Annotated in this window: 27 protein-coding genes; 15 read left to right on the top strand and 12 right to left on the bottom strand. The window is 72.1% G+C overall.

Annotation, left to right across the window (positions count from 1 at the left end):
• Positions 1–10: 10 nt before the first annotated feature.
• Together VNM44_RS11030 and VNM44_RS11025 are read right to left on the bottom strand one after the other, a co-directional pair.
• Positions 11–1072, bottom strand: a complete 1062-nt coding sequence (locus tag VNM44_RS11030; RefSeq protein WP_325625929.1) for an aromatic ring-hydroxylating dioxygenase subunit alpha — start codon at positions 1070–1072, stop codon at positions 11–13.
• Between the two features lie 12 nt (positions 1073–1084).
• A complete protein-coding gene (locus VNM44_RS11025; protein ID WP_325625928.1) occupies positions 1085–1588 on the bottom strand; it encodes a MogA/MoaB family molybdenum cofactor biosynthesis protein in 504 nt (167 codons plus the stop codon).
• A gap of 50 nt (positions 1589–1638) precedes the next feature.
• On the opposite strand from VNM44_RS11025, the gene VNM44_RS11020 reads away from it, so the two are divergent.
• The gene (locus tag VNM44_RS11020) at positions 1639–3222 is read left to right on the top strand and encodes a M2 family metallopeptidase (protein WP_325625927.1); all 1584 of its coding nucleotides are present in this window, start codon (positions 1639–1641) and stop codon (positions 3220–3222) included.
• Positions 3219–3692, top strand: a complete 474-nt coding sequence (locus VNM44_RS11015) for a VOC family protein (protein ID WP_325625926.1) — start codon at positions 3219–3221, stop codon at positions 3690–3692. Before VNM44_RS11020 ends, VNM44_RS11015 begins: the two co-directional genes overlap by 4 nt.
• On the opposite strand, the gene VNM44_RS11010 is transcribed toward VNM44_RS11015, so the two are convergent.
• Positions 3670–5379 (bottom strand): FAD-dependent oxidoreductase, encoded by a 1710-nt coding sequence (locus VNM44_RS11010; RefSeq protein ID WP_325625925.1) that lies wholly within the window; start codon positions 5377–5379, stop codon positions 3670–3672. The two genes, VNM44_RS11015 and VNM44_RS11010, sit on opposite strands and share 23 nt — an antisense overlap.
• Positions 5380–5381: 2 nt before the next feature.
• Positions 5382–6107 (bottom strand): cupin domain-containing protein, encoded by a 726-nt coding sequence (locus tag VNM44_RS11005; protein ID WP_325625924.1) that lies wholly within the window; start codon positions 6105–6107, stop codon positions 5382–5384.
• Positions 6108–6156: 49 nt separating this feature from the next.
• On the opposite strand from VNM44_RS11005, the gene VNM44_RS11000 reads away from it, so the two are divergent.
• The 3 genes from VNM44_RS11000 to VNM44_RS10990 are packed head-to-tail and all read left to right on the top strand — an operon-like array spanning position 6157 to position 9298.
• Positions 6157–6369, top strand: coding sequence for a 4-oxalocrotonate tautomerase family protein (locus tag VNM44_RS11000; RefSeq protein ID WP_325625923.1), 213 nt, complete (start codon positions 6157–6159; stop codon positions 6367–6369).
• Positions 6370–6401: 32 nt separating this feature from the next.
• Positions 6402–7145 carry a c-type cytochrome gene (locus VNM44_RS10995; protein ID WP_325625922.1) on the top strand — a complete coding sequence of 248 codons (744 nt, stop codon included), beginning with the start codon at positions 6402–6404 and terminating at the stop codon, positions 7143–7145.
• Positions 7146–7177: 32 nt separating this feature from the next.
• A complete protein-coding gene (locus VNM44_RS10990; protein ID WP_325625921.1) occupies positions 7178–9298 on the top strand; it encodes an MMPL family transporter in 2121 nt (706 codons plus the stop codon).
• A 39-nt stretch (positions 9299–9337) separates the two neighbouring features.
• Here VNM44_RS10990 and VNM44_RS10985 read toward each other — a convergent pair whose 3' ends face one another.
• The 4 genes from VNM44_RS10985 to VNM44_RS10970 all read right to left on the bottom strand — a co-directional run bounded on the left by VNM44_RS10985 (position 9338) and on the right by VNM44_RS10970 (position 12503).
• A complete protein-coding gene (locus VNM44_RS10985; protein WP_325625920.1) occupies positions 9338–10780 on the bottom strand; it encodes a hypothetical protein in 1443 nt (480 codons plus the stop codon).
• 139 nt (positions 10781–10919) lie between these two features.
• Positions 10920–11447, bottom strand: a complete 528-nt coding sequence (locus VNM44_RS10980; protein ID WP_325625919.1) for a hypothetical protein — start codon at positions 11445–11447, stop codon at positions 10920–10922.
• A 43-nt stretch (positions 11448–11490) separates the two neighbouring features.
• On the bottom strand, positions 11491–11976 hold the full coding sequence (locus tag VNM44_RS10975) for a hypothetical protein (protein WP_325625918.1): 486 nt from the start codon (positions 11974–11976) through the stop codon (positions 11491–11493).
• Between the two features lie 35 nt (positions 11977–12011).
• Positions 12012–12503, bottom strand: a complete 492-nt coding sequence (locus VNM44_RS10970; protein WP_325625917.1) for a hypothetical protein — start codon at positions 12501–12503, stop codon at positions 12012–12014.
• A gap of 218 nt (positions 12504–12721) precedes the next feature.
• Between VNM44_RS10970 and typA the strand changes: the two genes are divergently transcribed.
• Complete coding sequence (typA, locus tag VNM44_RS10965) at positions 12722–14557, top strand: translational GTPase TypA (protein WP_325625916.1); 1836 nt, start codon at positions 12722–12724, stop codon at positions 14555–14557.
• Between the two features lie 7 nt (positions 14558–14564).
• On the opposite strand, the gene VNM44_RS10960 is transcribed toward typA, so the two are convergent.
• Genes VNM44_RS10960 through VNM44_RS10950 form a run of 3 tightly spaced genes read right to left on the bottom strand, consistent with a single transcriptional unit; the run spans position 14565 to position 16913 of the window.
• Entirely contained in the window at positions 14565–14960 is a 396-nt protein-coding gene (locus VNM44_RS10960; RefSeq protein ID WP_325625915.1) for a hypothetical protein, read from the bottom strand.
• A gap of 49 nt (positions 14961–15009) precedes the next feature.
• Complete coding sequence (locus VNM44_RS10955) at positions 15010–15639, bottom strand: response regulator transcription factor (protein WP_325625914.1); 630 nt, start codon at positions 15637–15639, stop codon at positions 15010–15012.
• Positions 15636–16913 (bottom strand): sensor histidine kinase, encoded by a 1278-nt coding sequence (locus VNM44_RS10950; RefSeq protein ID WP_325625913.1) that lies wholly within the window; start codon positions 16911–16913, stop codon positions 15636–15638. Before VNM44_RS10950 ends, VNM44_RS10955 begins: the two co-directional genes overlap by 4 nt.
• Positions 16914–17009: 96 nt before the next feature.
• Between VNM44_RS10950 and VNM44_RS10945 the strand changes: the two genes are divergently transcribed.
• The 9 genes from VNM44_RS10945 to VNM44_RS10905 all read left to right on the top strand — a co-directional run bounded on the left by VNM44_RS10945 (position 17010) and on the right by VNM44_RS10905 (position 21898).
• Positions 17010–17384 carry a hypothetical protein gene (locus VNM44_RS10945; protein ID WP_325625912.1) on the top strand — a complete coding sequence of 125 codons (375 nt, stop codon included), beginning with the start codon at positions 17010–17012 and terminating at the stop codon, positions 17382–17384.
• Between the two features lie 38 nt (positions 17385–17422).
• Complete coding sequence (locus VNM44_RS10940) at positions 17423–18499, top strand: phosphotransferase family protein (RefSeq protein WP_325625911.1); 1077 nt, start codon at positions 17423–17425, stop codon at positions 18497–18499.
• A 15-nt stretch (positions 18500–18514) separates the two neighbouring features.
• Positions 18515–18706: a hypothetical protein gene (locus tag VNM44_RS10935; RefSeq protein ID WP_325625910.1), complete on the top strand. Its 192-nt coding sequence runs from the start codon at positions 18515–18517 to the stop codon at positions 18704–18706.
• Positions 18707–18884: 178 nt separating this feature from the next.
• Positions 18885–19526 (top strand): class I SAM-dependent methyltransferase, encoded by a 642-nt coding sequence (locus VNM44_RS10930; protein ID WP_325625909.1) that lies wholly within the window; start codon positions 18885–18887, stop codon positions 19524–19526.
• A gap of 63 nt (positions 19527–19589) precedes the next feature.
• Positions 19590–20000 carry a hypothetical protein gene (locus tag VNM44_RS10925; protein WP_325625908.1) on the top strand — a complete coding sequence of 137 codons (411 nt, stop codon included), beginning with the start codon at positions 19590–19592 and terminating at the stop codon, positions 19998–20000.
• The gene (locus VNM44_RS10920) at positions 19997–20686 is read left to right on the top strand and encodes a hypothetical protein (protein WP_325625907.1); all 690 of its coding nucleotides are present in this window, start codon (positions 19997–19999) and stop codon (positions 20684–20686) included. Before VNM44_RS10925 ends, VNM44_RS10920 begins: the two co-directional genes overlap by 4 nt.
• Before the next feature lie 23 nt (positions 20687–20709).
• Positions 20710–20967 (top strand): hypothetical protein, encoded by a 258-nt coding sequence (locus VNM44_RS10915; protein ID WP_325625906.1) that lies wholly within the window; start codon positions 20710–20712, stop codon positions 20965–20967.
• Positions 20968–20993: 26 nt separating this feature from the next.
• Positions 20994–21668, top strand: coding sequence for a sigma-70 family RNA polymerase sigma factor (locus VNM44_RS10910; RefSeq protein ID WP_325625905.1), 675 nt, complete (start codon positions 20994–20996; stop codon positions 21666–21668).
• A complete protein-coding gene (locus VNM44_RS10905; RefSeq protein ID WP_325625904.1) occupies positions 21665–21898 on the top strand; it encodes a hypothetical protein in 234 nt (77 codons plus the stop codon). The genes VNM44_RS10910 and VNM44_RS10905 overlap by 4 nt, the downstream gene beginning before the upstream one ends.
• A gap of 12 nt (positions 21899–21910) precedes the next feature.
• Here VNM44_RS10905 and VNM44_RS10900 read toward each other — a convergent pair whose 3' ends face one another.
• Entirely contained in the window at positions 21911–23557 is a 1647-nt protein-coding gene (locus tag VNM44_RS10900; protein WP_325625903.1) for a cation:proton antiporter, read from the bottom strand.
• Between the last annotated feature and the right edge of the window lie 269 nt (positions 23558–23826).

Genomic DNA, 23826 nt, shown 5'->3' with positions numbered 1-23826 from the left:
GCGACCGGGCTCAGTCGTCGGTGCCCAGGGCTCCCACGACGAGCGACTGGAACCAGGCGATCAGCTGCTCCGACTCTCCGAGCAGCGTGCCCGCCTCGAGGCCGCCGCTCGAGATCCCTCGCTGGACGGCTTCGACGAGGGCGCGGTCCTCGCGGCCGACCTGCTCGTCGAGCTCGAGGTAGCCGGCAAGCCATTCGTCGTCGACGTCCGGGCCGACGAAGTAGTCGAGGAACCGTGCGGTGCGGTCGACGTCGCGCGGCACGATCGGGCCGATCGAGAGGTTCGGCTTGCCGGGCATCACGTTGACGACCGTGCCCGGGAAGAGAAGGTGGAACTGGCCCCGCTCGATCTCCCCGGCCGCGAAGGCGCCCACGCCCTTCGGCGGGCCGACCTGACTGGCGACCAGGCCGTGCGCCTCGAGGCCGTACGCGTCGGGCGACACGTCGATCGCCTTCGCAAGGCTGGGATGGGCGGTCGCGCAGTGGTAGCACTCGAGGAAGTTCTCGACGCACACCTTCCAGTTGCAGGCGTAGTCGTCCGCGACGTCGCGCCGATGGAATCGGAGCGCGTCGACGTCGAGGCCGCCGTCGGCCAGGCGGGCAGGCAGGTCGCCGAGGTGGTCGGCGAGCGGTGGCGCATCGCGGTCGGGGTTGACGAACACGAACGGGCCGAAGCTCTCCACCGAGACGGGTACGAGGCCGAGCGCCGAGCGGTCGAAGCCCGGCTCGCGATCGGAGCGTGGGGCGCGGCGCAGCGAGCCGTCGAGCCCGTACGTCCAGGCGTGGTAGGGGCACTGGATGGTCTCCCGCCGGTCGTCGCCCTCGCAGAGGGGATGACCGCGGTGCCGGCAGACGTTGACGAATCCGCGCAGCTCGCCGTCGCGACCGCGCGCGAGGACGACCGGAAGCTCGCCGGCGTACGCGGTCGTCAGCTGGCCGGGCTCGGCGACCTGGTCGAGGCGCGCGGCGTAGTGCCAGCTACGCGCGAAGATCCGCTCCTGCTCGACCCGCAGCACCGCCGGGTCGGCGTACCAGTCGTACGGCAGCGTCCGGGTCACGGCGGCGGTCGCCATCGGATCGATCATCTAGCGCCCCACCTCCCATGCGAGGTGGGCGAGCTCCGGCTCGATCAGCTTCTCCCACGCGAGCGCGACGGCCTTGGGCGATCCGGGCACCGAGACGACGACCGCGCCGCGGTACGTCCCCGCGGTCGCGCGCGAGAGCATCGCCGCGGAGCCCACCTGCTCCCAGCTCAGCATCCGGAAGAGCTCGCCGAACCCCGGGAGGGTCTTCTCGAGCATCCCGGCGAGCGTGTCGTACGTCGTGTCGCGACGTGAGACGCCCGTGCCGCCGTTGACGACGACGACTCGAGCGTCGGCGACGAGCTCGTCGACCGCGCTTCGCACCTCGTCGGGCTCGTCGCGCACGACGCGGTAGCCCGAGACGAGCGCCCCCGCGGCGACGACGTGCTCCTGCAACCACTTGCCGTTCGTGTCGTCCTCGGGCGTGCGCGTGTCGCTCACCGTGACGACGCCGACCGCGATCGGCCCGAGCTCTGCGGCGGCCGCCCGGTGCGCGTCGGTGCCCACACGAACGATCGTAGACGGTCGCCCTGGCTCCGCTCGGGTACCCTCGCGGCGTGAGCGATCCCCGGGCCGTCGTCACCCGCGCCGTCGACCGGCTGCGCCCGCTGCACAGGACGGCGGCTCTGTCCTGGTGGGACGCGAACGTCGAGGCGACCGAGGAGCACGAGCGCCGGCGGGTCGCCGCCGAGCTCGCCCTCTCCGACGCGCTCGCCGACGGCGAGCTCTTCAGGGACGTCGAGGAGGCGCGCGCCAATGGCGCCGACGCCGTCGTGCGCCGCCAGCTCGACCTCCTGCACTCGAGCCTCGTCCCGCACCAGGTGCCCGAGGCAATCCGGCACCGCATCGTCGAGCTCGAGGCCTCCGTCGAGGCCCGGTTCGCTCAGCACCGCGGGGAGGTCCGAGGTCGCCCGGTCGACGACAACGAGATCAAGCGGATCCTCCGCACGAGCGACGACGTCGACGAGCGTCGAGAGGCGTGGGAGGCCTCGAAGACGGTCGGGGCGGCGGTGGCCGACGACGTGCGTGAGCTCGCGCGCCTGCGGAACGAGGCGGCCCGCTCGCTCGGGTATCGCGACTGGTTCGCGCTTGCGATCAGCACGTCCGAGATGGACGAGACGAAGCTCTTCGAGACGCTCGACGAGTGCGACCGTCTCACCGCCGGCGCGTTCGCCGCGTGGAAGGCCGCGACCGACACCCGGCTCGCCGAGCGCTTCGGCTGCGCTGTCGACGACCTGCGCCCCTGGCACTACGAGGACCCGTTCTTCCAGGAGGTACCCGCGGCCGGCGGCGTCGACCTCCAGTCAGTCTTCGCCGGGAAGGACGTCGTCGAGCTCGCACGCACGACGTACGACGGGATCGGCGTCGACACCGGGCCGATCCTCGACCGGAGCGACCTGTATCCGCGGGACGGGAAGTGCCAGCACGCGTTCTGCATCGACCTCGATCGCGAGGGCGACGTGCGCGTGCTCGCGAACGTCGAGCACGATCGCTACTGGGCGGACACGATGCTCCACGAGCTCGGCCACGGGGCCTACGACATCGGCTTCGACCCGTCGCTGCCCTGGCTCCTGCGCGACACCCACCTCACCATGACGGAGGGCATCGCGATCCTCATGGGGCGCCTCGCGCTCGAAGCCGACTGGCTCGAACGCGTGGCGGGGATCGACGCCGCCGAGGCGGAGGAGCTCGACGAGAGGTTGCGAGCCGCCCAGGCTGCGGAGCTGCTCGTCTTCACCCGGTGGGTGCTCGTGATGACGAACTTCGAGCGAGCGCTCTACGCAGATCCCGAGACCGATCTCGCGTCGACCTGGTGGAGCCTCGTCGCCCGCTATCAGCTGTTGACGCCGCCGGACGGCCGTGACGCTCCGGACTGGGCTGCGAAGATCCACGTCGCCTGCGCACCCGTCTACTACCACACGTACCTCTACGGAAATCTGGTCGCCTCGCAGGTCAGGGAGACGATCGACCGGGTCGCGGGCGGTCTCGTCGGCCGTCGCGAGGCCGGGGCGCTCCTCGCCGAGCGGATCTTCCGGCGGGGCCAGTCGCTGCGGTGGGACCGCCTGCTCGAGGAGGCCACCGGCGAGCAGCTCACCGCGACGCACGCCGCCCGGTTCATAGAGCGCGGGCTCGCGGCGTGAGCAGGGCCGCCGGGCTCAACCACGTCAGCGTCGTCGCGCACGATCTGGAGGAATCCGTCGCGTTCTACGTGGACGTGCTCGGCCTGGAGCGGCTCCCGACCCCCGATTTCGGATTCCCCGTCCAGTGGCTTCGCGCGGGCCCGCTGCAGGTGCACGTGTTCGAGCGGCCGGACGATCCTCCGACCTACGCGCACTTCGCGCTCGAGGTCGACGACGTCGTCGGACTGTACGAGCGCGCGCGTGAGCTCGGGATCCTCGATCGGACGAGTTTCGGCTACGCGATCGCAGAGCTCCCGGGAGGCGAGGCGCAGCTCTACATCCGCGACCCGGCGGGCAACCTGATCGAGATCGACCACCCGGAAGGAGCCGAAGCCCGGGAGCGGATCGAGGAGATGATCCTCTTCGCCGAGCGGCGACCGCAGCCCGACGGCCCGACGCCGCGGCTGTTCACCGCCGAGCTCGACCGCTAGCTTCGGCCAGCTCGTCGGCCGCGTTCGCACCGTCCGCGTCGAGCAGGCGATGGACGACCCGGATCGCGATCGACCCGGCGCCGACGGCCGACGCGACGCGCTTCAACGATCCGGCACGCGCGTCGCCGATCGCCAGGACGCCCGGCATGCTCGTCTCGAGCGGGAACGGCGCGCGGTCGAGCGGCCACGGCGCCTCTCGGGGGACGTCGGCGCCCGTGAGGACGAAGCCCTGGTCGTCCCGCACGATTTCACCGGGCAGCCACTCCGTGTGCGGGCGGGCCCCGATCGAGAGATAGAGCCCGTCGGCTGCGACCGTTTCCTCGGCGCCGCTCGTCCGGTCACGCAGCACGAGATGCGTGAGCCAGCCGTCGCCGCCTCCGCCGACGATCTCGGTTCCGAGCCTGACGTCGACGTTCGGCGTCGCCGCGAGCTGGCGGACGAGGTAGTGCGACATCCCCGCCTCGAGCGAAGGCGAGCGCGCGACCAGCGTCAGGCGGCGTGCATACCGCGCGAGGTGCAACGCCACTTGCCCGGCGGAGTTGGCGCCGCCGAGCACGAAGACCTTCTGGCCGGACATCCGGTGCGCATCGGACCCCGCGCCGCCATAGAAGACGCCGGCGCCCGAAAGGGCCTCGAGCTCCGGGACGCCAAGCCTGCGATAGGTGACGCCGGTGGCGAGGACGATCGCCCGCGCCGTGACGGTGCCTCCGTCGGCGCGGCTCGCGACGAGCCGGTCCGCCTCGCGCCGCAGCGCCGTCACGGTCTGGATGAAGGCGAACTGCGCGCCGAAGATCCAGGCCTGCTCGTGCGCCTGGCGCGCCAGCAGGCCGCCGCTGATCCCCCGAGGAAACCCGAGGTAGTTGCGGATCAACGAGCTCGACCGCGCCTGTCCCCCGATCCCGCCCGAGTCGACGACGAGCGTCCGGAGCCCTTCGGAGGCGCCGTAGACGGCCGCCGACAGCCCGGCCGGCCCCGCGCCGACGACGAGGAGGTCGAAGTCGTCTCCCTCGGGCTCGACGGGAGAGCCGGTCGCCCGCGTGAGCTCGACGTCGGACGGGTTCGCGAGCATCGTCCCGTCCGGGAGGATCACGACCGGCAGCTCCGTCCCGGCGCTCGAGCCCTCGAGGAGCGTCCGGCCCTTGGCCGAGTCGGCGAGGCAGAAGGCGTGCGGGAAGGCACAGCGCTCGAGCACCGTCCGGAGCTCGGCCGCCCGGCCCGACCACGAGTCGCCGACGACCTGGATCGAGTACGGCGCCGTGCGCCGCTCCTCCGCCCACTCGAGGAGGAACGTCGAGATCGTCTGGTGGAAGAGCTCGTCCGGCGGCGCCGCCGGCCTGACGACGTAGTGGTCGATGCGCCCGTGCTCGATCGCCTCGAGGATCGCCTCGCCCGTAGCGGGGAAGCCCCATTCGCTCCAGCCGACGAGCACCGCGCGCTTCGCGTGCGGATGCAGGTGACGCACTTCGCCGAACAACTCGCTGCACGTCGTGCCGCCGAGCGCGAGGCCCGCGAGCACGAGCGCGACCTCCCCGCCGTCGCGCAGCTCCGCCAGTCGACTGCACGCCTCGTCCGCGGACGCGACGCAGACGACGTCGTAGTCGCGCGCGTAGCGGGCGACGAGCTCGCGCTCGACCCCGGCGAGGTCCGCCGGGTCGTCGTCGACTGCGAGGATGACCGGCGCGCCCATCCCTACCCCGAGATCGCGTAGGCCTCGGCGACGTCCGGCATGAGGTAGGCGGCCGAGGGGCTCCCGGCAGGCGTGAAGATCCCGAGCACGGCGAGCTCGGCGACCGGATCGCTGTTCTCGACGATGTGCACCTCGCGCGGGTGCAGGCGGAAGGCCGAGCCGGGCGCCAGCGGCTCGACGGCGTCGCCGATGTGCACGCGCCCCTCGCCGCGAAGCACCCACACGATCTCGTCGTAGAGGTGGTAGTGCCACGGCGCGCGCCCGGGCGGGATGTAGCCGACGAACATCGTCGCCCGGGTCGAGCCGTTGTGCGGCCCGAAGAGGACCTGGAACGACCTCGCGCCGGTCGCCTTCCCCGGCTCGACGCGGTCGAGACCGACGACCTGCTCGAGCGCGCCCATCGGCGCGTGCAGGTCGGTGGCGCCGCCGAGCGTCGCCCGGACGCACGCGAGCCCGTCGGCGCCGGCCGAGAGCGTGCCGGGCGCTCCCGCGGCGACGAAGCCTGCCGCGCGACCTTCGATCGCAGCGGTGTCGAGCGCCCCGGACCCCTCGTACGTGAAGAGCACGGTGTCGTGGAGCGGGTCGGTCAGGTCGAGCGACGCCCCGGGCCCGAGCCGCAGCGCATCGAGGGCGAGCTCGGAGCCTTCCTCGGGCGGAACGAGCGGGCGCCGGTCGACGCCGTCCGACCCGGCCGCGCCGGTGTCGTTCGAACGGGTCACGCGAGCCATGGCATGAGCATATGGTCGGACGCACCCGAGTCGAGGAAGGAGGCGTGCCATGCCACTCATCCGCGTCGAGCTATTCGACTACCGCGTCAACGAGGAGACGAGTGCGAAGCTCATCGCGGGCCTCACCGACGCGCTCTGCGAGGCGACCCACGAGGCTCTCCGCGACCACACGTGGGTGATCGTCGAGGGGCACGACCCGAAGAACTGGGGCCTCGGCGGAAAGCCGTGGCCGGTGGGCGAGATGCCGCCAGGGCCGGCGTAGCCGCCCGCTTCCGGCTGCGGTACGGTCGGCGCATGGCACGTCGCCGTGGCCTCCTCGCGTGTGCCGTCACCCTCGCTTCGCTCCCGCTCGCACTTCTCGCGGGCTCCCGTCCGGCGGGCGGCGCGTCGACCGAGGCCGGCGTCCCCGCACGCGGCGCAGCCGTGTTCCAGGCGCGGCAGTGCTGGTCGTGCCACGCGCTCGACGCCGCCGGCTCGACCGGCAAGTCCGGCCCCGACCTCGACCGCTGGCTCGGACCGCACGCCGCGCAGCTCGAAGTCCCGGCCGAGGAGCTCGCTGCGCGCCGTATCGCGTACGGCGGGACGGGGATGACGGCCTACGCGCGTGACCTGACGCCCGAAGAGCTTGCCGACCTCGTCGCCTTCGTCGTCGGCCGTCCGGTCTCGATCGCCGTCGGGGGGCTGTCGCCGTTGCGTCCGGCGCCCGCCCCGCCGCCGGAGACGAACGCGTCGCCGAGGACGATCCCGCGCTGGGTCGCACGGAAGCGCCTGCGCGGCGCCGCGGCGCGCGGGGCGGCCGTCTTCGGCCGGGAGGGCTGCCTCAGCTGCCACCGCTACCTCGGCGCGGGCCGCGCGCGCTTCGGCGGGCCCAACCTTACGAACGGCGGCGCGACGAAGCGGACGACGGCCGCGACGGTCGCGTATCTCAGGTCTCCGGCGCAGCACGCCAACCCGCTGATGCCGGGCTACGCCGATCTCGGCCCGCGCAACCTGCGCGCGCTCGCGGAGTTCCTGGCCGCCTCGCGTCGCCCGTCCTGAGAGGTCGCCGCGGACCCGAGTAGCCTTGCCGCGTGCTCGAGCGCTGGACCCGGAGGGTGCTCCGCCGCCGGTTCTTCGTGCTCGCTGCGTGGCTCGCCGTCGCGATTGCCGGGATCGTCGCAGCGGCGCACCTGAGCCCGCTCCTCTCGAACTCGCTCTCGGTGCCCGGCAGCGAGTCGGATCGGGCGCGACTGCTGCTCGAGGCCCACTATGGCGAGCGCCCGGACGGCACGTTCACGGTCGTCGTTCCGACGCGGTCGCCTCGGAGCGAGCGCGCGCAGGCCGACTTGCGCCGGCGTCTCCGCGCAGCGGCTCGCGCGCTCCCCGGCGGTGGCGTCACGGGCGTACGCCAGGGCGGTGGGGTTCTCTACGGCGACGTCGTCACGCGGCTCGCCCTCGAGGATGCGAAGGGCTACACGCCCGACGTGCGGCGCGCGCTCGCCGCGGTGGGAGGGCCGCCCGCGCTCGTCACGGGCGCCCCGGCCATCCAGCACGATCTCGACCCGGCGGTGCGCGACGACCTGCGCCGCGCCGAGCTGGTCGCGCTGCCGGTCGCGCTCGTCGTGCTGGCGCTCGTGCTCGGCGTCTCCACCGCCCTCGCGATCCCCTTCGTCTTCGCGGCGTGCACGATCGGCGCGACGCTCGCGCTGCTCTATCCGCTCGCACACGCCATGCGGATGGCCTCGTACGTCGAGAACCTCGTCGTCCTGATCGGGCTCGCGCTCGCGATCGACTATGCGCTCCTCTGTGTCGACCGCTTCCGCTCGGAGCTCGAGCGGGGCGGCTCGCGCGACGAGGTGGTCGTCCGCACCATGGCGACGACCGGACGCGCAGTCGCGTACTCCGCGGTCGCGGTCGCGGTCGGTCTCGGCGTCCTCGTCCTGGTTCCCGTGCCATTCGTGCGCTCGCTGGGCCTCGGCGGAGCGCTCGTCCCGCTCGTCTCCGCCGCCGCCCTCCTGACCCTCCAGCCGGTGCTGCTGTCGCTGCTCGCCTCCCGCACCCTCGTACCGGGCCTCTACGACCGGCGGGCGCGTCACCTTCCGGGGACCGGCCCGTGGGGGTCCCTCGCGACGCTCGTGCTCCGGAGGCGGTGGGTCGCGGTCGGGGCGGGCCTCGGCTTCCTCCTCGTCCTCGCCTCGCCGGTCCTTGCCCTCCGGACCACGCCCGGCTCGATCCTGGCGCTTCCCTCCTCCGAGGCAGTTCGAGGCGCCGAGGCGCTCGCGGCGGGCGTCGGCGCGGGGGCGGTCACGCCGACGCAGGTCGTCGTCGACACGGGACGAGCCGGCGCGGGCGTCCGTGGCCCCGCGCGTGACGCCGTCGTTCGGCTCGTCGCGGCGGTCGGACGAGAACCGGAGGTGATGGTCGTCGCGAACGGCGTTCGGCCGCCGTACGTCGCGGGAGAGGGGCGATACGCGCGCGTCCTCGTGGCCGGACGCCACGAGTTCGGGCACCCCGACGCTCTGGCCTTCGTGCACCGCCTACGGGAGACGGTCGTCGAGGACGCCGGCTTTCCGGCGACGGCGGTCGTCGTCACGGGCGGCGTGCCGGCCCAGGGGGTCGACTTCCTCGACCGGCTGTACGCCTGGTTCCCGTTCCTCGTGGGGGCTGTGCTCGCGTTGACGGCCGTCGTGCTGGCTCGGGCCTTCCGCTCCGTCGTCCTCCCGATCAAGGCGGTGCTCTTGAACCTGCTGTCCGTCGGCGCGGCCTGCGGGGCGGCGGTCGCGGTCGTCCAGTGGGGCGTCGCCGCCGACCTCTTCGGCGTCACGGAGGCCCCCGCGGTCGAGGGCTGGATCCCGGTGTTCGCGTTCGCGCTGCTCTTCGGGCTCTCGATGGACTACGAGGTGTTCCTCGTGATGCCGATGCGGGAGGCGGTCGACGCGGGGGCGAGCACCGATCGCGCCGTCGCGGCAGGTCTCGAGCGGACGGGACGGGTCGTGACGGCCGCCGCGGCGATCATGGTCGCGGTCTTCTCCGGATTCGTGCTGGGAGACGTGCCGGGGCTGCAGCAGCTCGGGATCGTGCTCGCGGTCGGCGTCCTCGTCGACGCCACGGTCGTGCGGCTGGCCGTCGTCCCCGGCCTCGTCGCGATCCTCGGGAAGTGGAGCTGGTGGGTGCCTGAGCGATGGTCCGGCCGCGGGCCTTCCCGGACGTGACGAAGGGGGCCGGGCCGAGCGCCCGACCCCCTTCGCGTCCTAGACGACCTTGATGGCGAGCCGGAACGCGGGCAGGTCGTAGCCCGCGCCGAGGCCCGGCGCGTCCATCGCGAACCCGAGCAACGGCACCATGCCGAGCTGCGGGTAGGGGTACGCCGGCTGCTGCGTGTAGAGCAGCGGGTAGAGGTCGATCAGGTGCGTGCCCTTGTTGCCGGTGGCGAAGAGCTGGATTCGCACGTACCCGTTCGAGTTGAAGCCGCACGCGTAACCGACGTACGCGTTGTCGTACGTCACGGCCACCGTGTTGTCGAGCTGCGTCCACCCGACGCCCTTGAGCTCGACGATGAACGGCCGCCCCGCCTTCACGGTCTTCGGGATCGAGACGAACGTCCGCTTGACGAAGTAGCTCGTCTGCGCCTTGACCTGGCCGCCCTGGACGACTTGCACGGCGTGCCAGCCGCCGAGGCCGTCCGGGACCTTGATGTCGGCCCTGGCCGTCCCGTCTGCGCCCGCGACGCCGTTGCCGACGACCTCGTTGACGAAGTTCCAGCACTGGCCGGTGCAGTTGACGCGGTTGCCGACGACGCTCGCCCACTGCACGACATACGGCTGGCCGGCGCTCAGCCCCCCGGCGCTCAGCGTCGTCTTCGAGAGGATCGGGCCGCTCGTCGAGCTGAGCTGTGCGCTCGCAGCCGCTCCGGCTGCGAGGTTCGCGTTCTGGAGCGTCGTCCGCTCGGCGATCGTCGCTGTGACGGCCTTCGGCTGCTCGACGGACGGCTTCGGCGCGCCCTTGTCGGCGGTGACGCGGAACGCCAGGCGATGGCCGTCCGTCCACGGGACGGGGGACTGCTGCATGTTGAGGTAGGGGACCGTGTGGCTCGAGCCGGCGACCTCGATCCAATGCGTGCCGACGCCGCCGGACGCGCGGATCGTGAAGACGGACACGCCGCGTGTCGTGTTCGCGGAGATCGCGCCTGCGAACTTGTTGTCGTAGAGAACGGCGCCGACGCTCTCGTAGGTCGGCGAGCCCATGCCGACGACGGTGACCTTGATCGGCGTGCCCACCGGGCCCCGCGTCGGAGTCATCCTCACCGTCCGCTCGAGCAGGAAGCCGCCCTTGGCCACCTGCTTCCCGTCGACGACGGCGAAGATGTCGTGCAGGCCGCCGAAGTCCTTCGGGACGCGGAAGGACGCCTTGAACGCGCCCGACGCGTCGGTCTGCGTGTTCGCCAGCGCCACGCCGATCTTGTCGACCTTGCGGCCGATGTAGTCGACGCTGTCCGCCTTCGGATCGAGGACCCAGCGCACGTTCGCGGTCATCCAGACGAGCCTCACGTCCTTCGACTTCGGCAGTCCGGCACCGGTGATGGTGACCGGCTTGCCCGGCACTGCGACGTCGGGGACCGTCTTCAGCGTGGACACCGTCTCCACCGCCACGCCGGCGTCTGCGAGCGGCCCGAACAGCGGGGCGGCGCCCGGCATCTGCGGTGGTGTGACCGGCGTGGGGGCGGCCGTCGCTACGGACTGGAGCGCGGCGGCCAGGACCAGAGCGCCGCATGCTGCAACGACCCTCCTGAGCGATCTCGAACGTGTGGGTCTCATGGCAACTCTCCTGCCGGTTTCAGCGGTTCGCGGCCCTGCTCGCGAGCTTGGCCTTGGGCTTCGTGACGGCCTTCAGGGCCGGCACGATCGTGAACTGGTAGTCGTAGGTCCCGGTCTTGCCGTCGTCGGTCTTGAAGACGACGCGGGCCGTGCCGGTGCCGAGCGGGAAGTCGGCCGGGATGTTGACCGGGGCCGTCCAGAACCAGACGCGGTTGGACGTCGCGCCGTGCGCGCCCCAGTTGAGCTTCTGGTTCGCCATCCCCGGGAACGTCACGTAGCCGTCCGACACGTTCTCGGTCGACAGGACGTCGCCGGTCGCCGCGTCGGTCCCCCAGACGCGGAACACCATCTGCTCGCCTCGCGTGAAGACGTTCGACTGCGTGCAGCCGATGGGACGTGGCTTCGCGCCGGTCGGACGGGTGCCGTTCACGGTGTCGACGTAGATGAAGGCGTCGAGCTTCGTCGGCCCCGCCGCCTGGACGGCCGCGGGCACCACGAGGGCGATCACCGCGGCGACGAAGCCCAGCAGCACGAGTGGGCGTCTCATCGAGTTCCTCCGCTTGTATGCGTTCATCGAGGTCATCGCCTCCTCACCCCGCCGTGACCGTGAGCTGCGAGGTCGAGACGGGGATCTGGACGAAGTTGCCGTACTGCTTGTCCTTCGTCCGGAAGCGGACGACGAAATCGACGATCTTCGGCGTGTAGTTGGCCGGGATCGTCCACGTCCCCGACCAGGCCGGGTCGGTCGTGTTCGCCGGCTCCTTGTAGGACAGCTTGATCTTCGTGCCGTCCGGGAGCTTCACGTACGCGTACTTGACGTCCGCTCCCGTGAGGATCTTGCCGGTCTTGGTCGCGCCGGCGAAGACCTGGAACACCACGGTCGAGCCGCGCGCATAGAAGTTGGTGAGCACCCCCGGCCCGTCCGGGCTCGAGGGGGCCGTCACGGTGCGAGTCGAGACGAAGACGCTCTCGACCGTCTGCGACGGGAACGGGATCTCGCCCGGGACGGCTGCCAGGCCGACTGCCGTCAGCGTGAGCACGAACATCCCGACGAGAACGGCGGTGCGTCGTCTCATCGAACGCCTCCTTGCCGGTGACTCCGATTCGGCGGTCACTGGGTCAACTTCCCCTTGAACTTGACGGTGAAGGTGCCCGCGCCCCGGTCGTAGACGCCCGTGAACTTCAGGGTGCCCTTTGCCTTCGCAAGCGCTCCGGTGCCCTTCACGACGAGCGCTTTGCCGGAGATGCTGAACACCTGCCCGGCTTCGTCGCCGCACCCGGTCGAGCCCGCGACGACCTTGAAGGTGAGCTTGTTCTTCCCGGTGCCGATCATCGCCCCGGGGCCCGTGAACGGGACGCACGGCTGTTGCGAGGTGTCCCCCGTGCCGTTGCCGGTGATCTTCCCGGCGCCGAGCCCCGTGCCCTTGCCGGTGCCGGTGGCGCTGATGGTCGCGACCGTGTCGTTCACGGTCGTCGTCGCCGTGCCGGAGTACGACGCGGCGAAGACCACGATCTTCCCGCTCGCGCCGAGGGCCACGCTCGCGGTGAGCGCCAGCGCGACGACGGCGCCCGCCAGCACGACTGCAATTCTCGAAATCCTCACGTGCCTCTCCTTTCCCCGCTCCCCCCACCGGGGACCGGTGCTTCTCGGGTCGTCCAGGAACATGTCCTGGATGGTGTGCGGTTCGGCACGTGGTTGCGTCAGGGCACGTCATGAGCGTGCGTTCGGGTTACTACTGAACCGCTTCGGCCGCTCGAAACCCGTTTCGCACGGATTTGCAACAGGGGATGGCCGGGTGTGCCTGCGGCTACCCTCGCGCGGTGCCGTCGCGCGACGACATCCGGAACGTCGCGATCGTGGCGCACGTCGACCACGGCAAGACGACGCTCGTCGACGCGATGCTCTGGCAGTCGGGCTCGTTCCGCGAGAACCAGGACGTGGCCGAGCGCGTCATGGACTCGCTCGACCTGGAGCGCGAGAAGGGCATCACGATCCTCGCGAAGAACACCGCAGTCCGCTACGACGGCGTCAAGATCAACATCGTCGACACGCCCGGGCATGCGGACTTCGGCGGCGAGGTGGAGCGCGCGCTGCGGATGGTCGACGGCGTCCTCCTGCTCGTGGACGCGAGCGAGGGGCCGCTGCCGCAGACCCGCTTCGTCCTCCGCAAGGCGCTGGAGGCGCGCCTCCCCGTCCTCCTCGTCGTGAACAAGGTCGACCGGCCGGACGCGCGTGCCGTGGAGGTCGTGGACGAGGTCTACGAGCTGTTCCTCGACCTCGATGCCGACGAGAGCCAGATCGAGTTTCCGATCGTGTACTGCAACGCACGGGCCGGGAAGGCGGGGCTGTCGCCCAGCCTTCCCGGCCTGGAAGAAACCCTCGAGCCGCTGTTCGACACGCTGCTCGCCACCATCCCGCCCCCGGTCTTCGACGAGGGGCACCCGCTCCAGGCGCTCGTCACGAACCTCGACGCGTCGCCGTACGTCGGCAGGCTCGCCGTCTGCCGCGTGCACAACGGGACGCTCCACGCGGGCCAGCAGGTCGCCTGGTGCCGGGCAGACGGAACGGTCGAGCGGGCGAAGGTGACCGAGCTCTACGTGACGGACGCGCTCGACCGGGTCGAGGCGGAGGAGGCGGGACCGGGGGAGATCTGCGCCGTCGCCGGGCTCGCCGAGGTGACGATCGGCGAGACGCTCGCCGATCCGGACGACCCCCGCCCGCTCCCCGTGGTCGAGGTCGACGAGCCGAGTCTCTCGATGACGTTCGGCATCAACACCGGGCCGCTCGCGGGCCAGGAGGGCTCGAAGCTCACCGCACCGATGGTGAAGCAGCGCCTCGACCAGGAGCTCGTCGGCAACGTCTCGCTACGCGTCGTCCAGACCGAGCGGCCGGACGCCTGGGAGGTGCAGGGCCGCGGCGAGCTGCAGCTCGCCGTGCTCGTCGAGCTGATGCGGCGCGAGGGGTTCGAGCTCGCCGTCGGCAAGCCGCAGGTGGTCACGCGGGAGGTCGGCGGGAAGGTCCACGAGCCGGTGGAACGGGTCGCGATCGACGCGCCCGAGGAGTACGTCGGCGTGCTGACGCAGCTGCTCGCGCTGCGCAAGGGGCGCATGGAGCAGATGGTCAACCACGGCACCGGCTGGGTGCGGCTCGAATATCTCGTCCCCGCCCGCGGGCTGATCGGCTTCCGGACGGAGTTCCTCACGGAGACGCGCGGCACCGGGATCCTCCACCACGTCTTCGACCGCTACGAGCCCTGGCACGGGGAGCTCCGCACGCGACCGAGCGGGAGCCTCGTCGCCGACCGGCGCGGGCCGACCACGACCTTCGCGCTGCTCAACCTGCAGGAGCGGGGCTCGCTGTTCGTCGGGCCGGGTGTCGAGGTCTACGAGGGGATGATCGTCGGCGAGAACGCGCGGGCCGAGGACCTCGACGTCAACGCCACCAAGGAGAAGAAGCTGACGAACATCCGCTCGTCGACGGCCGACGAGCTCGTCCGCCTCATCCCGCCGCGACCCCTCTCGCTCGAGCAGGCGCTCGAGTTCATTCGCGACGACGAGTGCGTCGAGGTGACGCCGGCCTCGATCCGCCTGCGCAAGCTGGAGCTGTCCGCCTCGAAGCGCCAGCAAGCCGCCAGCCGAAGAGCTCGCGGCCTCTGAGTCAGCCTCAGACCGTTACGGCGGCGAGGCAGACCTCGCCCCTCGGGCCGACCGCCCGCGCGACCACCGTGTCGCGCCCCGGCCAGTCGGGCATCCCGAAGCGGACGGAGAACGACCCCGAGCCCGCGCTCGTGCGCCGTGCCGCCTTCCAGACGAGCCGCCGCTCGTGCACGACGGACACGGCCCACCGCGCTCCGCGCCGCGGCGTTCGGACGTCGAGGTCCACGCGCAGCAGGCCCTCGTCCTCTGCCCGGACACGGAGCCGGATGGTGCTCTGTGCCGCGCACGAGCGCTCGACGCGGACGTCCGCCCGGCCGCCGTCGTCGGCGCGGGTCGCGGGGGCAAGCGGGAGGGCGACGATCGTCGCGGCGAGCGCGACGAGGAGTGCAAGGCGGCGTGTCACCCGCCAATCGTGCGCGCCGGACAGGCGCGCGCGCAATCGGACCTCGGTCCTACGACCCGGCCGAGAGGCCGTTCCGCTCGGCCCAGAGCGCCGCCTGCGTGCGGTCGGTGACGCCGATCGCGCGGAACACCTGCGTCAGGTGCGCCTTCACCGTCTTCTCGCTGATCGCGAGCTCCCTTGCGATGAGCTTGTTGGGCAGCCCGCGCGCGACGAGAGCGAGGACCTCGCGCTCGCGCTCCGACAGCGCGTCGAGCGGCGAGGGGACCGTGCGAGCCTCGAGGAGCGCGCGTCCGGCGCGGGGGTCGAGTGGCGCCTCGCCGCGCGCCGCGGCGTGCACCGCCTTCTCGATCTCCGCGGGCTCGGCGTCCTTCAAGAGGTAGCCGGCGGCGCCGGCGTCGAGCGCGCGAAGGATCTGCTCCCGGTCCGAGAACGACGTCAGGACGACGACTGCGACGTCCGGCTGTGCCGCCGCGATCCGCCGGGTCGCCTCGATCCCGTCGACGTCGGGCATCTCGAGGTCCATCAGGACGACGTCCGGGCGCGCGCGCTCGCACTGCTCGACGGCCTCGTGCCCGTCCGCGGCCGACCCCACGAGCTCGATCCCGTCGAACGTCGACACGAGCCGCTCGAGCCCGCTGCGCACGACGGCGTGGTCGTCCGCGATCAGGAGTCGGATCATGTCTGCGGCAGCTCCAGCCGGAACGTGGTCCCCTCGTCCGGCGCCGAGCGTATCTCGAGCCCGCCCCCCGCCCGTGCCGCGAGCTCCTCGAGGAGCGAGAGTCCGACGTGGCCCTCCTCGCGACGGCGCTCGCGCTCGCCCGGCGCGAAGCCGCGGCCATCGTCGGTGACCTCGAGTCGCACGTGTCCGCCGCCCCTCGTCACCGCGACGCGGACGCGCGTCGCCTCCGCATGGCGCTGCACGTTGCGCAGCGCCTCGGCTGCGGCGCGGTAGACGAGTCGCTCCGCCTCCTCGTCCAGGCCGATTCCCGGCTCGACGGTGAGCTCGGTGTCGATCCCGCGTGCCTGCAGCGGGGCGAGGAGGTCCGCCATGGCCGCCTGGAGGCCGCTTGCGCGGAGGTTCGGCGGGTGGATCTCGACGAGGAGCGACCGCAGCTTCCGCATCGAGTCGCGCGTCCCGGCGGCTGCCCGGTCGAGCGTCTCTCGAGCCGCCGGCGATGTCTCCGTCTGCGCGGCGGCGCTCAGCGAGTACGAAAGGCCGGCCAGCTCCTGGACGGGGCCGTCGTGCAGCTCGGCGGCGATGCGTCGCCGCTCGTCGGTGGACGCCTCGACTGCGTGCACGAGAAGCGCCTCGCGGGCCTGCTGCGTCCGGCGCAGCTTTCGGTCGAGGCGCCACGCGAGCGGGACCTGGACGAGCCACAAGAGCCCGAGGCTCGCGAGCAGGAGGGCGGCGAACGGCATCCAGATCCGCCGTCCCGTCGAGGCGACGGAGCTCGTGCGCTGGTAGGTCTCGAAGAGCAGCGGCGTGCCGTCGGGCGCGCGGACCGGCAGGTACACCTCGTACAGGCTGCCCTGCCCCTGCTCGAACCGGTTCTCGGGCCCGGTGAGGTCGCTCAGCTCTGCCTGGGTGCGGCCCGTCCGCAGCACGTCGAGCTTCGCGTCGTCGAGTGGGTATCGCGAGCCGATCAGGCGCGGCTCGTCGGAGTAGAGGACGTGACCGTCGCGCGACCAGATCTTCACGCGGACGACGCGCTCGCCGAGGACGCGCTCCTGGACGATCCGGTCGACGGCGGCGATCGCCTCGCGGTCGCCGCCGAGCAGGCCGGGTGCGATCGCCGGCTCGACGACGCCCTGTCCCGCCAGGGTGGCGAACTGGCGGGCGTCGCGGAGCGCCTCGGTGTGCCCGAGGCTCCGGAGCGCGAGCAGCGCACCGGCGCCGAAGACCGCGAGGACGGCGAGCCCTGCGAGGGCGAACTGCGTGACCGGATGTTTCACGGGGCAAGCGGGTCTGCGACCAAGGTCCCATTGTCGCCGGGACCCGTGCAGCGGCAGGCTCCGAGGCGTCGGAGCAGTCGAGATTGGAGATGGGTGATGAAGCTGACGGCAACGATCGTGGTCACGGGAATCGTCGGAGCGCTGCTCGCGCTCGCGCCGGCGGCGCTCGCGAAGGATGGCGACGTGCGCGTCGCGGGAACGTGCACGAAGGCGAGCAGCTCGAAGCTGAAGCTGAGCCGTGAGGACGCCGGCACCGAGGTCGAGTTCGAGGTCGACCAGAACCGGAACGGCGTCCGTTGGCGCGTCGTCCTCTTCCGGAACGGGACGCAGGTCGCCAGCCGGGTGCGTGTCACGCGGGCGCCGAGCGGGTCGTTCGAGGCACGCTTCGTCAGCACCGGCTCCGGCCGGTTCGTCGCCAGAGCGACGAGCCCGACCGGCGAGCGGTGCACCGCGCGGGCGTCCATGGCGTAGCGCTTTCGGCTGCGGGGCGGTCGTGGCACGATCGCCCCGTGGCCACCGGCGCCGACATCGTCGCGACCACCGCCGAGGCGACGGACGCCGGGCGGCAGCCGCTCCTGGTGCTCGACCGCCTCGAGGCGTTCCTCGACAGGCACGGGCTCGGCGAAGGGCCCGTTCGCGCCGAGCGGATCGGCGACGGGGGCGGGTCGAACTTCTCCTTTCTCCTCGAACGCGGAGACGAGCGGTACGTGCTCCGCCGGCCACCGAGGCCGCCACTTCCTCCGTCGGCGCACGACATGGTGCGAGAGGCCCGGCTCCAGCTCGCGCTCGCCCCGCACGGGATCCGGCTCCCGCGCATTCTCGCCGTCTGCGAGGACGAAGACGTCCTCGGCGTGCCGTTCTACCTGATGGGCTTCCTCGACGGCCACATCGTCACGACCGCCCTGCCGCGGGGGTTGGAGGCGCCGGAGGCGCGCCGCCACCTCGGCGAGGAGCTCGTCGACGCGCTCGTCGAGATTCATTCCGCCGACGTCGGCGACCCCGCGCTCGCCGCGTTCGCACGGTCGGGGAGCTATCTCGAGCGGCAGGTGCGACGGTTCTCGCAGCTGTGGGAGATCAACGCCACGCGCGAGATCCCCGCCGTCGTCGAGGTCGGCCACCGGCTTGCCGCCGAGCTGCCCGCCCCGCTGCCCGACACTGTCGTCCACGGCGACTACCGGCTCGGGAACCTGATGGTGGAGCGGGAACGTCCCGACCGCGTGCAGGCGGTGCTCGACTGGGAGATGGGCGCGATCGGCGATCCGAGGGCCGATCTCGGCTACCTCCTCGCGACGTACACCGAGCCCGGCGGGGAGAGGAGCCCGCTCGGCGTCTCGCCCGTCACGGCGCTGGAGGGGTTTCCCACGAAGGCTGCCCTGGTGGAGCGCTACGCCGAGCGGAGCGGACGGGACGTCGGCCCCCTCGGCTGGTTCGAGGCGCTCGCGCTCTGGAAGGCGTCGGTCTTCTGCGAGGCGATCTATGGACGCTTCCGCCGCGGGGAGCTCGGCGCCGAGGACGCCCGGGCCGCGGGCTTCGAGCAGGCGGTGCCGCTGATGGCCGAGACGGCGGCCGAGCGTCTTCGCATCTAGTCATCATCTAGGTTGATGCTTTTCAAGCAGGTGGTCAACAGCGTGCTCCGGCGGGGACTGCACGACGGGCCGAGCCCGCCGGCGCCCTTCCGGATCGACGCGAGACCGCTCGGGCTGCGGCCGGGGATCGATCTCGACCGCGCGCTCGATCTCGCCGCGCGCCTCGAGGACGACGAGATCGTGCGGAAGCTCGAGCTCCACAAATGAGCCTCGTCGTCCTGCGCCAGCTGGCGGAACCGCTCGGCACCGGGGGAACCTCACGTCCGATGCGCATCTTGCGGCCCTTGCGCTCGAGCACGACGCCGAGCTCTGCTCCGCCGACGCCGACTACTCGCGCTTCCCGGGGATTCGCTGGTCGAATCCTCTCGTCGCGTAGGTTGCGAGGGTGACCGAGCAACGACGTCCAGCGACCTCGATCAGACCCGGCTTCGCCCGCGAGGACTGGAACGAGCGCTACGCGCAGAAGGAGCTCGTCTGGACGGCCGAGCCGAACCGGCGCTTCGCGGCCGAGGTCGAGGGGCTCGAGCCCGGCCGCGCGCTCGACCTCGCCTGCGGCGAGGGCCGGAATGCCGTGTGGCTGGCGGAGCGCGGCTGGCGGGTCACCGGCGTCGACTTCTCCGACGTCGCGCTCGCGAAGGCGGCGGAGCTCGCCGCCAGCCGCGGCGTCGAGGCCGAGTGGGTCGTCGCTGACGTCCTCGACTACCGGCCGGAACCGCGGGCGTTCGACCTCGTCGCCGTGCTCTACCTCCAGCTTCCTCGCGACGAGCTGCTCCATGCCATGCGCATGGCTGCCGCCGCGGTCGCCCCCGGCGGGACAGTGCTCGTCCTCGGTCACGACACGACGAACCTCGCGCACGGCCACGGCGGGCCGAAGGACGCGTCCGTCCTCTACACGGCCGAGGACGTATTGCCGGCGCTCGGCGACCTGATCGTCGAGCGTGCGCAGGCGGTGGAGCGCACCGTCGCCCTCGCAGACGGCGAGGCGGTCGCGATCGACGCGTTCGTCCGCGCGCACCGCGCTGCGTGAAGTCTCCGGCGCGGAGGTAAGACTCCGCGCCCGCCGGACACCAACGAGCAAGGTGAACGTCCGGTGACAAGAGCGACCGTCGCGCACGAAGTGCTCATCGCCTCCTGCGCGATCAGCACAGGGATCCACGCGGCGCTCGTGCCCGAGCACCTCCGCGAGGAGACCGCTGCGGGCGTGGGGTTCCTCGCTTCGGCGGCACTCCTCGCGGCCCTCTGTGTCGCCCTGACGTACCGCCCGGAAAGCCGGCTCGCCGTCGGAGCCGCGGGAGCGGTACTCGCCGGCCTGACTGCGGCGTACGCGCTCGCGATCACCGTCGGCGTCCCCGTGCTCCACCCCGACCAAGAGCCGGCCGACGGCCTCGGCCTGGTGACGAAGGCGATCGAGCTCGTCGGGCTCGCCGCCGCCCTCCACCTGACCGCGCCCGGCCGCCCCGCCGGCCGGCTCACACGACTCCAACCGAAAGGAACGAGATGACCGATGCACGCACGCACCGGCGCATCCCGCTCGGCCTGACGCTGCTGATCGCGACCGTCGCAGCGCTCGCCGCGCTTGCTTTCTCGGGCGGTCACGACGCCGCCGCGCACGGGGAGCCCGCCGCCACGAAGGGAGCCGTGACGAGCTCCGAGTTCGCGCTCCGGCAGGGGATGCGGGCCTTGTGGGAGGACCACGTGTCCTGGACGCGGCTCGGGATCATCAGCCTCACCACCGGGTCGCCCGACACGAAGGCGACGGTCGCCCGGCTCCTGCGCAACCAGACCGACATCGGCAACGCGATCAAGCCGTACTACGGCGCCAAGGCGGGCAACCAGCTGACCGGGCTCCTCAGGGAGCACATCCTGGTCGCCGCCGACCTGATCGCCGCCGCGAAGGCCGGCGACCAGGCGAAGCTCACGAAGGAGCAGGCCGCGTGGCAGCGGAACGCCGACACCATCGCGGGCTTCCTCAACACGGCGAACCCGAACGCGTGGAAGCTCGGCGAGATGAAGGCGATGCTGCGGTCGCACCTCGCGCTCACGACGCAGGAGGTCGTCGCCCGTCTGCAGGGCAAGTGGAACGCCGACGTCCGCGCCTACGACGCGATCGTGAAGCAGGCGCTCGGCATGGCGGACATGCTGAGCGAGGGGATCATCCAGCAGTTCCCGGCGCGCTTCGCAGCCTGAGGCGCACGACGACGGAGGCCGTGATGGCGCAGCACACCGATCACCAACGGAGGGCCACGACGGGTGGCAGGGGCGAAGCCACGCCCTTCGAATGGCGCCGTGACCGGCTCGTCGACGCAGGGTTCCCGCGCGGGCTCGCGACCCGGCTCGCGCGGGACGCACGCTACGACCTCCACGCCCTGATCGAGCTCGTCGAGCGGGGCTGCCCGCCTTCCCTCGCGGCGCGCATCTTCGCCCCGCTCGACGACGCCCCGCTCGACGACGCCCCGCTCGCCGCATGAGCACCACGGCGCCTATCGTGTCCCGCATGGAGAGCGCCGCCGGACGTCCCGTGGCGATCGACGAGAACCGACCCGCGTCCCTCGACGAGGAGTCCGGTGCGTGGCTACGGGACCTGCGGGGCGACGGGGCCGTCCGCGACCTTGCCGTCGAGCGCCTGCACACGCTGCTCCTGCGCGCGGCGCGCTTCGAGACCGGGCGGCGCCGAGGCTCGCACCCGCATCTGCGCGGTGATCTCGACGACATCGCCCAGGAGGCGGCCGACGACGCGCTGCTCGCCGTGCTCTCCCGCCTCGACGACTACCGCGGCCTGAGCCGCTTCACCACCTGGGCGTACAAGTTCGCCCTCTACCAGGCCTCGGTCAAGGTCAGGCGCCGTGCCTGGCAGGGCCGCGAGATTCCCCTCGAGGACGAGGCGTGGAACGTGTTCGCGAGCTCCGAGGCGCTGCCCGAGGACGAGGCGGAGCAGAGTGAGCTGCTCGGGGCGATCCGTGACGCGATCGCGACCACGCTGACGCCACACCAACGGAGCGTCCTCGTCGCGCTCGCGCTCAACGACGTGCCCATCGACGTGCTCGCCGAGCGGTTGCAGACGACCCGCGGCGCGCTCTACAAGACCTTGCACGACGCCCGCCGCAACCTGCGTCGCGCCCTCGCGGCTGCGGGTTACGCGGTGGGCGAGCAGAGAGAGGAGGGTTCGTGAGCGACTTCGACGCGCAAAGCCGCGCGATCGCGCGCTCGCTCGGTCCGGTCGGCCCGGAGGTCAGCTGCGAGACGTGCTTCGAGCTGCTCGACCGCTACGTCGAGCTGGAGGTGGACGGCGCCGACGCCGACGCGGCGCTCCCGGGCCTCCGCGCGCATCTCGAGGGCTGCCCGGCCTGCCACGAGGAGCACGAGAGCCTGCTGGCGCTCGTCTCGTCCGAGCCGCGTTAGCTCGGACAGAGCTCAGCGGCCGTCCGCGACGAGGTCGACGACGTCGCGCGCCGCCGAGACGTAGGGCATCAGCACGTGGTGGGCGCCCGCGCGGGTGAGGCGGGCGACGTCGGCGGGCCGGTGCGCCGCGACTGCGACATGTCCGGCGTACCCCTCGTGCGCGAGAGCGTGGAGAAGCGCGAGGTTCGCGTCGACGCGCCGCACCGTGCTCACGACCCAGCCGTGCCGAGGCAGCGGCAGCAGGTGGGGTAGCTCGGGATCCTCCGCGTCGCCGTAGACGACGTCGACGCCCTCGTCCGACCAGCGGGCGAGCGCGACCGGGTCGAAGTCGACGCCGAGGACATGCTCGCCCCGCGCCAGCAGCCCTTCGACGACGCCCGCGCCGTAGCGGCCGAGGCCGAGCACGATCACGTCGAACGGTCTTTCCGGCTTGCCGTTCTCCTCGGCTCGCGGCACCCGGCGCTCGAAGACGTCGAGCCTCGTGCCCAGTCGGGCCGCGATCGCACCCGAGTGCGGATAGACGTACACCGACACGGCGATCGTCAGCAGGGCCACCGCGGTCAGGAGGGAGGTGGTGTCCTCGTCGATGTGCCCGACGTGGAGGCCCAGCGCCCCGAGGATGAGCGAGAACTCGCTGATCTGCGCGAGCGCGAGGCCCGTCTCGAGGGAGACGCGCTTGCGGTAGCCGAGCGCGCCGAGCAGCGCTGTCACGATCAGCGGCTTCGCGACGAGCACGAACGTGGAGAGCACGAGCGCGATCGCGAGCTGGCCCGCGAGCTGGCCGAGGTCGATCCGCGAACCGAGATCGATGAAGAAGAAGAGGAGCAGGAAGTCGCGGATCGAGACGAGCCGCGCGCCGACGGCCTCGCGGTACGGTGTCGAAGCGATCGAGATCCCCCCGAGGAACGCACCCACCTCGAACCCGAGACCGAGCTCTTCGCCGACCGCCCCGAGCGCGACGGCCCACGCGATCGCGAAGAGCACGAGGAGATCGGGGAGCCGCGCGAGCCGGTGGAGGAGCGGCGTCAGGGCGAACCGCATCAGCAAGCCGAGCACCACGAGCAGCGCGGCGCCCTTCAGGACGACCTCGACGAGCGCCAGCCCGGTCGACCCGGATTCACCGCTCGCCGTCACGGCGATCATCACGACGACGACGACGAGGTCCTGGACGATGAGCACACCGACGGCGAGCCGACCATGGAGGTCGTCGAGCTCCCGCCTGTCGGTCAGGACCTTGACGACGATGATCGTGCTCGAGAGCGCGAGGCCGATTCCGACGTAGAGCGCCGGTGTCAGCGCGAGGCCGAGCGCGAGCGCGACCAGCAGGCCGCCGGCCGCGGTCAGCACGATCTGGGCACCGCCGACGACGAGCGCAACCGGCCCGAGCGTGCGGATCACGTGCACGTCCATCTTGAGCCCGACGACGAAGAGCAGGAGTGCGACGCCGAGCTGGGCGAGAAGCTCGAGATCGCCGCCCGGCTCCACGAGGCCGGCTGCGCTCGGGCCGACCGCGACGCCCACCGCGATGTACGCGATCACGAGCGGGAGCCGGAGCCAGACCGCCGCCGCGCCGGCGACGGCCGAGACGACGAGGATCGCCGCGACCTGGACGAAGACGTCTTCGGAGACGCCCACGGCGGCGAGGACGGATGCGTCCATGGTCGCTCCGAGTATCCGCGCGAGCGCGCGCCGCGACGTCCGCTGAACACCGCGCTCCGCTGCGGCTTTCAGCGGATGGCCTCAGGCGTGCGGCCTGCCGCACCTCCGAAGCCGGGCGGCCGCCTGGCTCCGCGCGGCATCGTGGACGCACGGCGAGTTCGACGAGAGGAGGAGCGATGCGCGGTTCGGAGCAGGCCGTGCCCGGGCAGCCCGATCGTCGCCCCTCCCGTTCGACGCGCCGGAACCTGTTCGCGGCGGTCGGCGACGCC

Source organism: Gaiella sp. (assembly GCF_035558935.1).
Lineage (GTDB): Bacteria > Actinomycetota > Thermoleophilia > Gaiellales > Gaiellaceae > Gaiella.
This window is presented reverse-complemented; position numbering and strand designations above follow the sequence as displayed.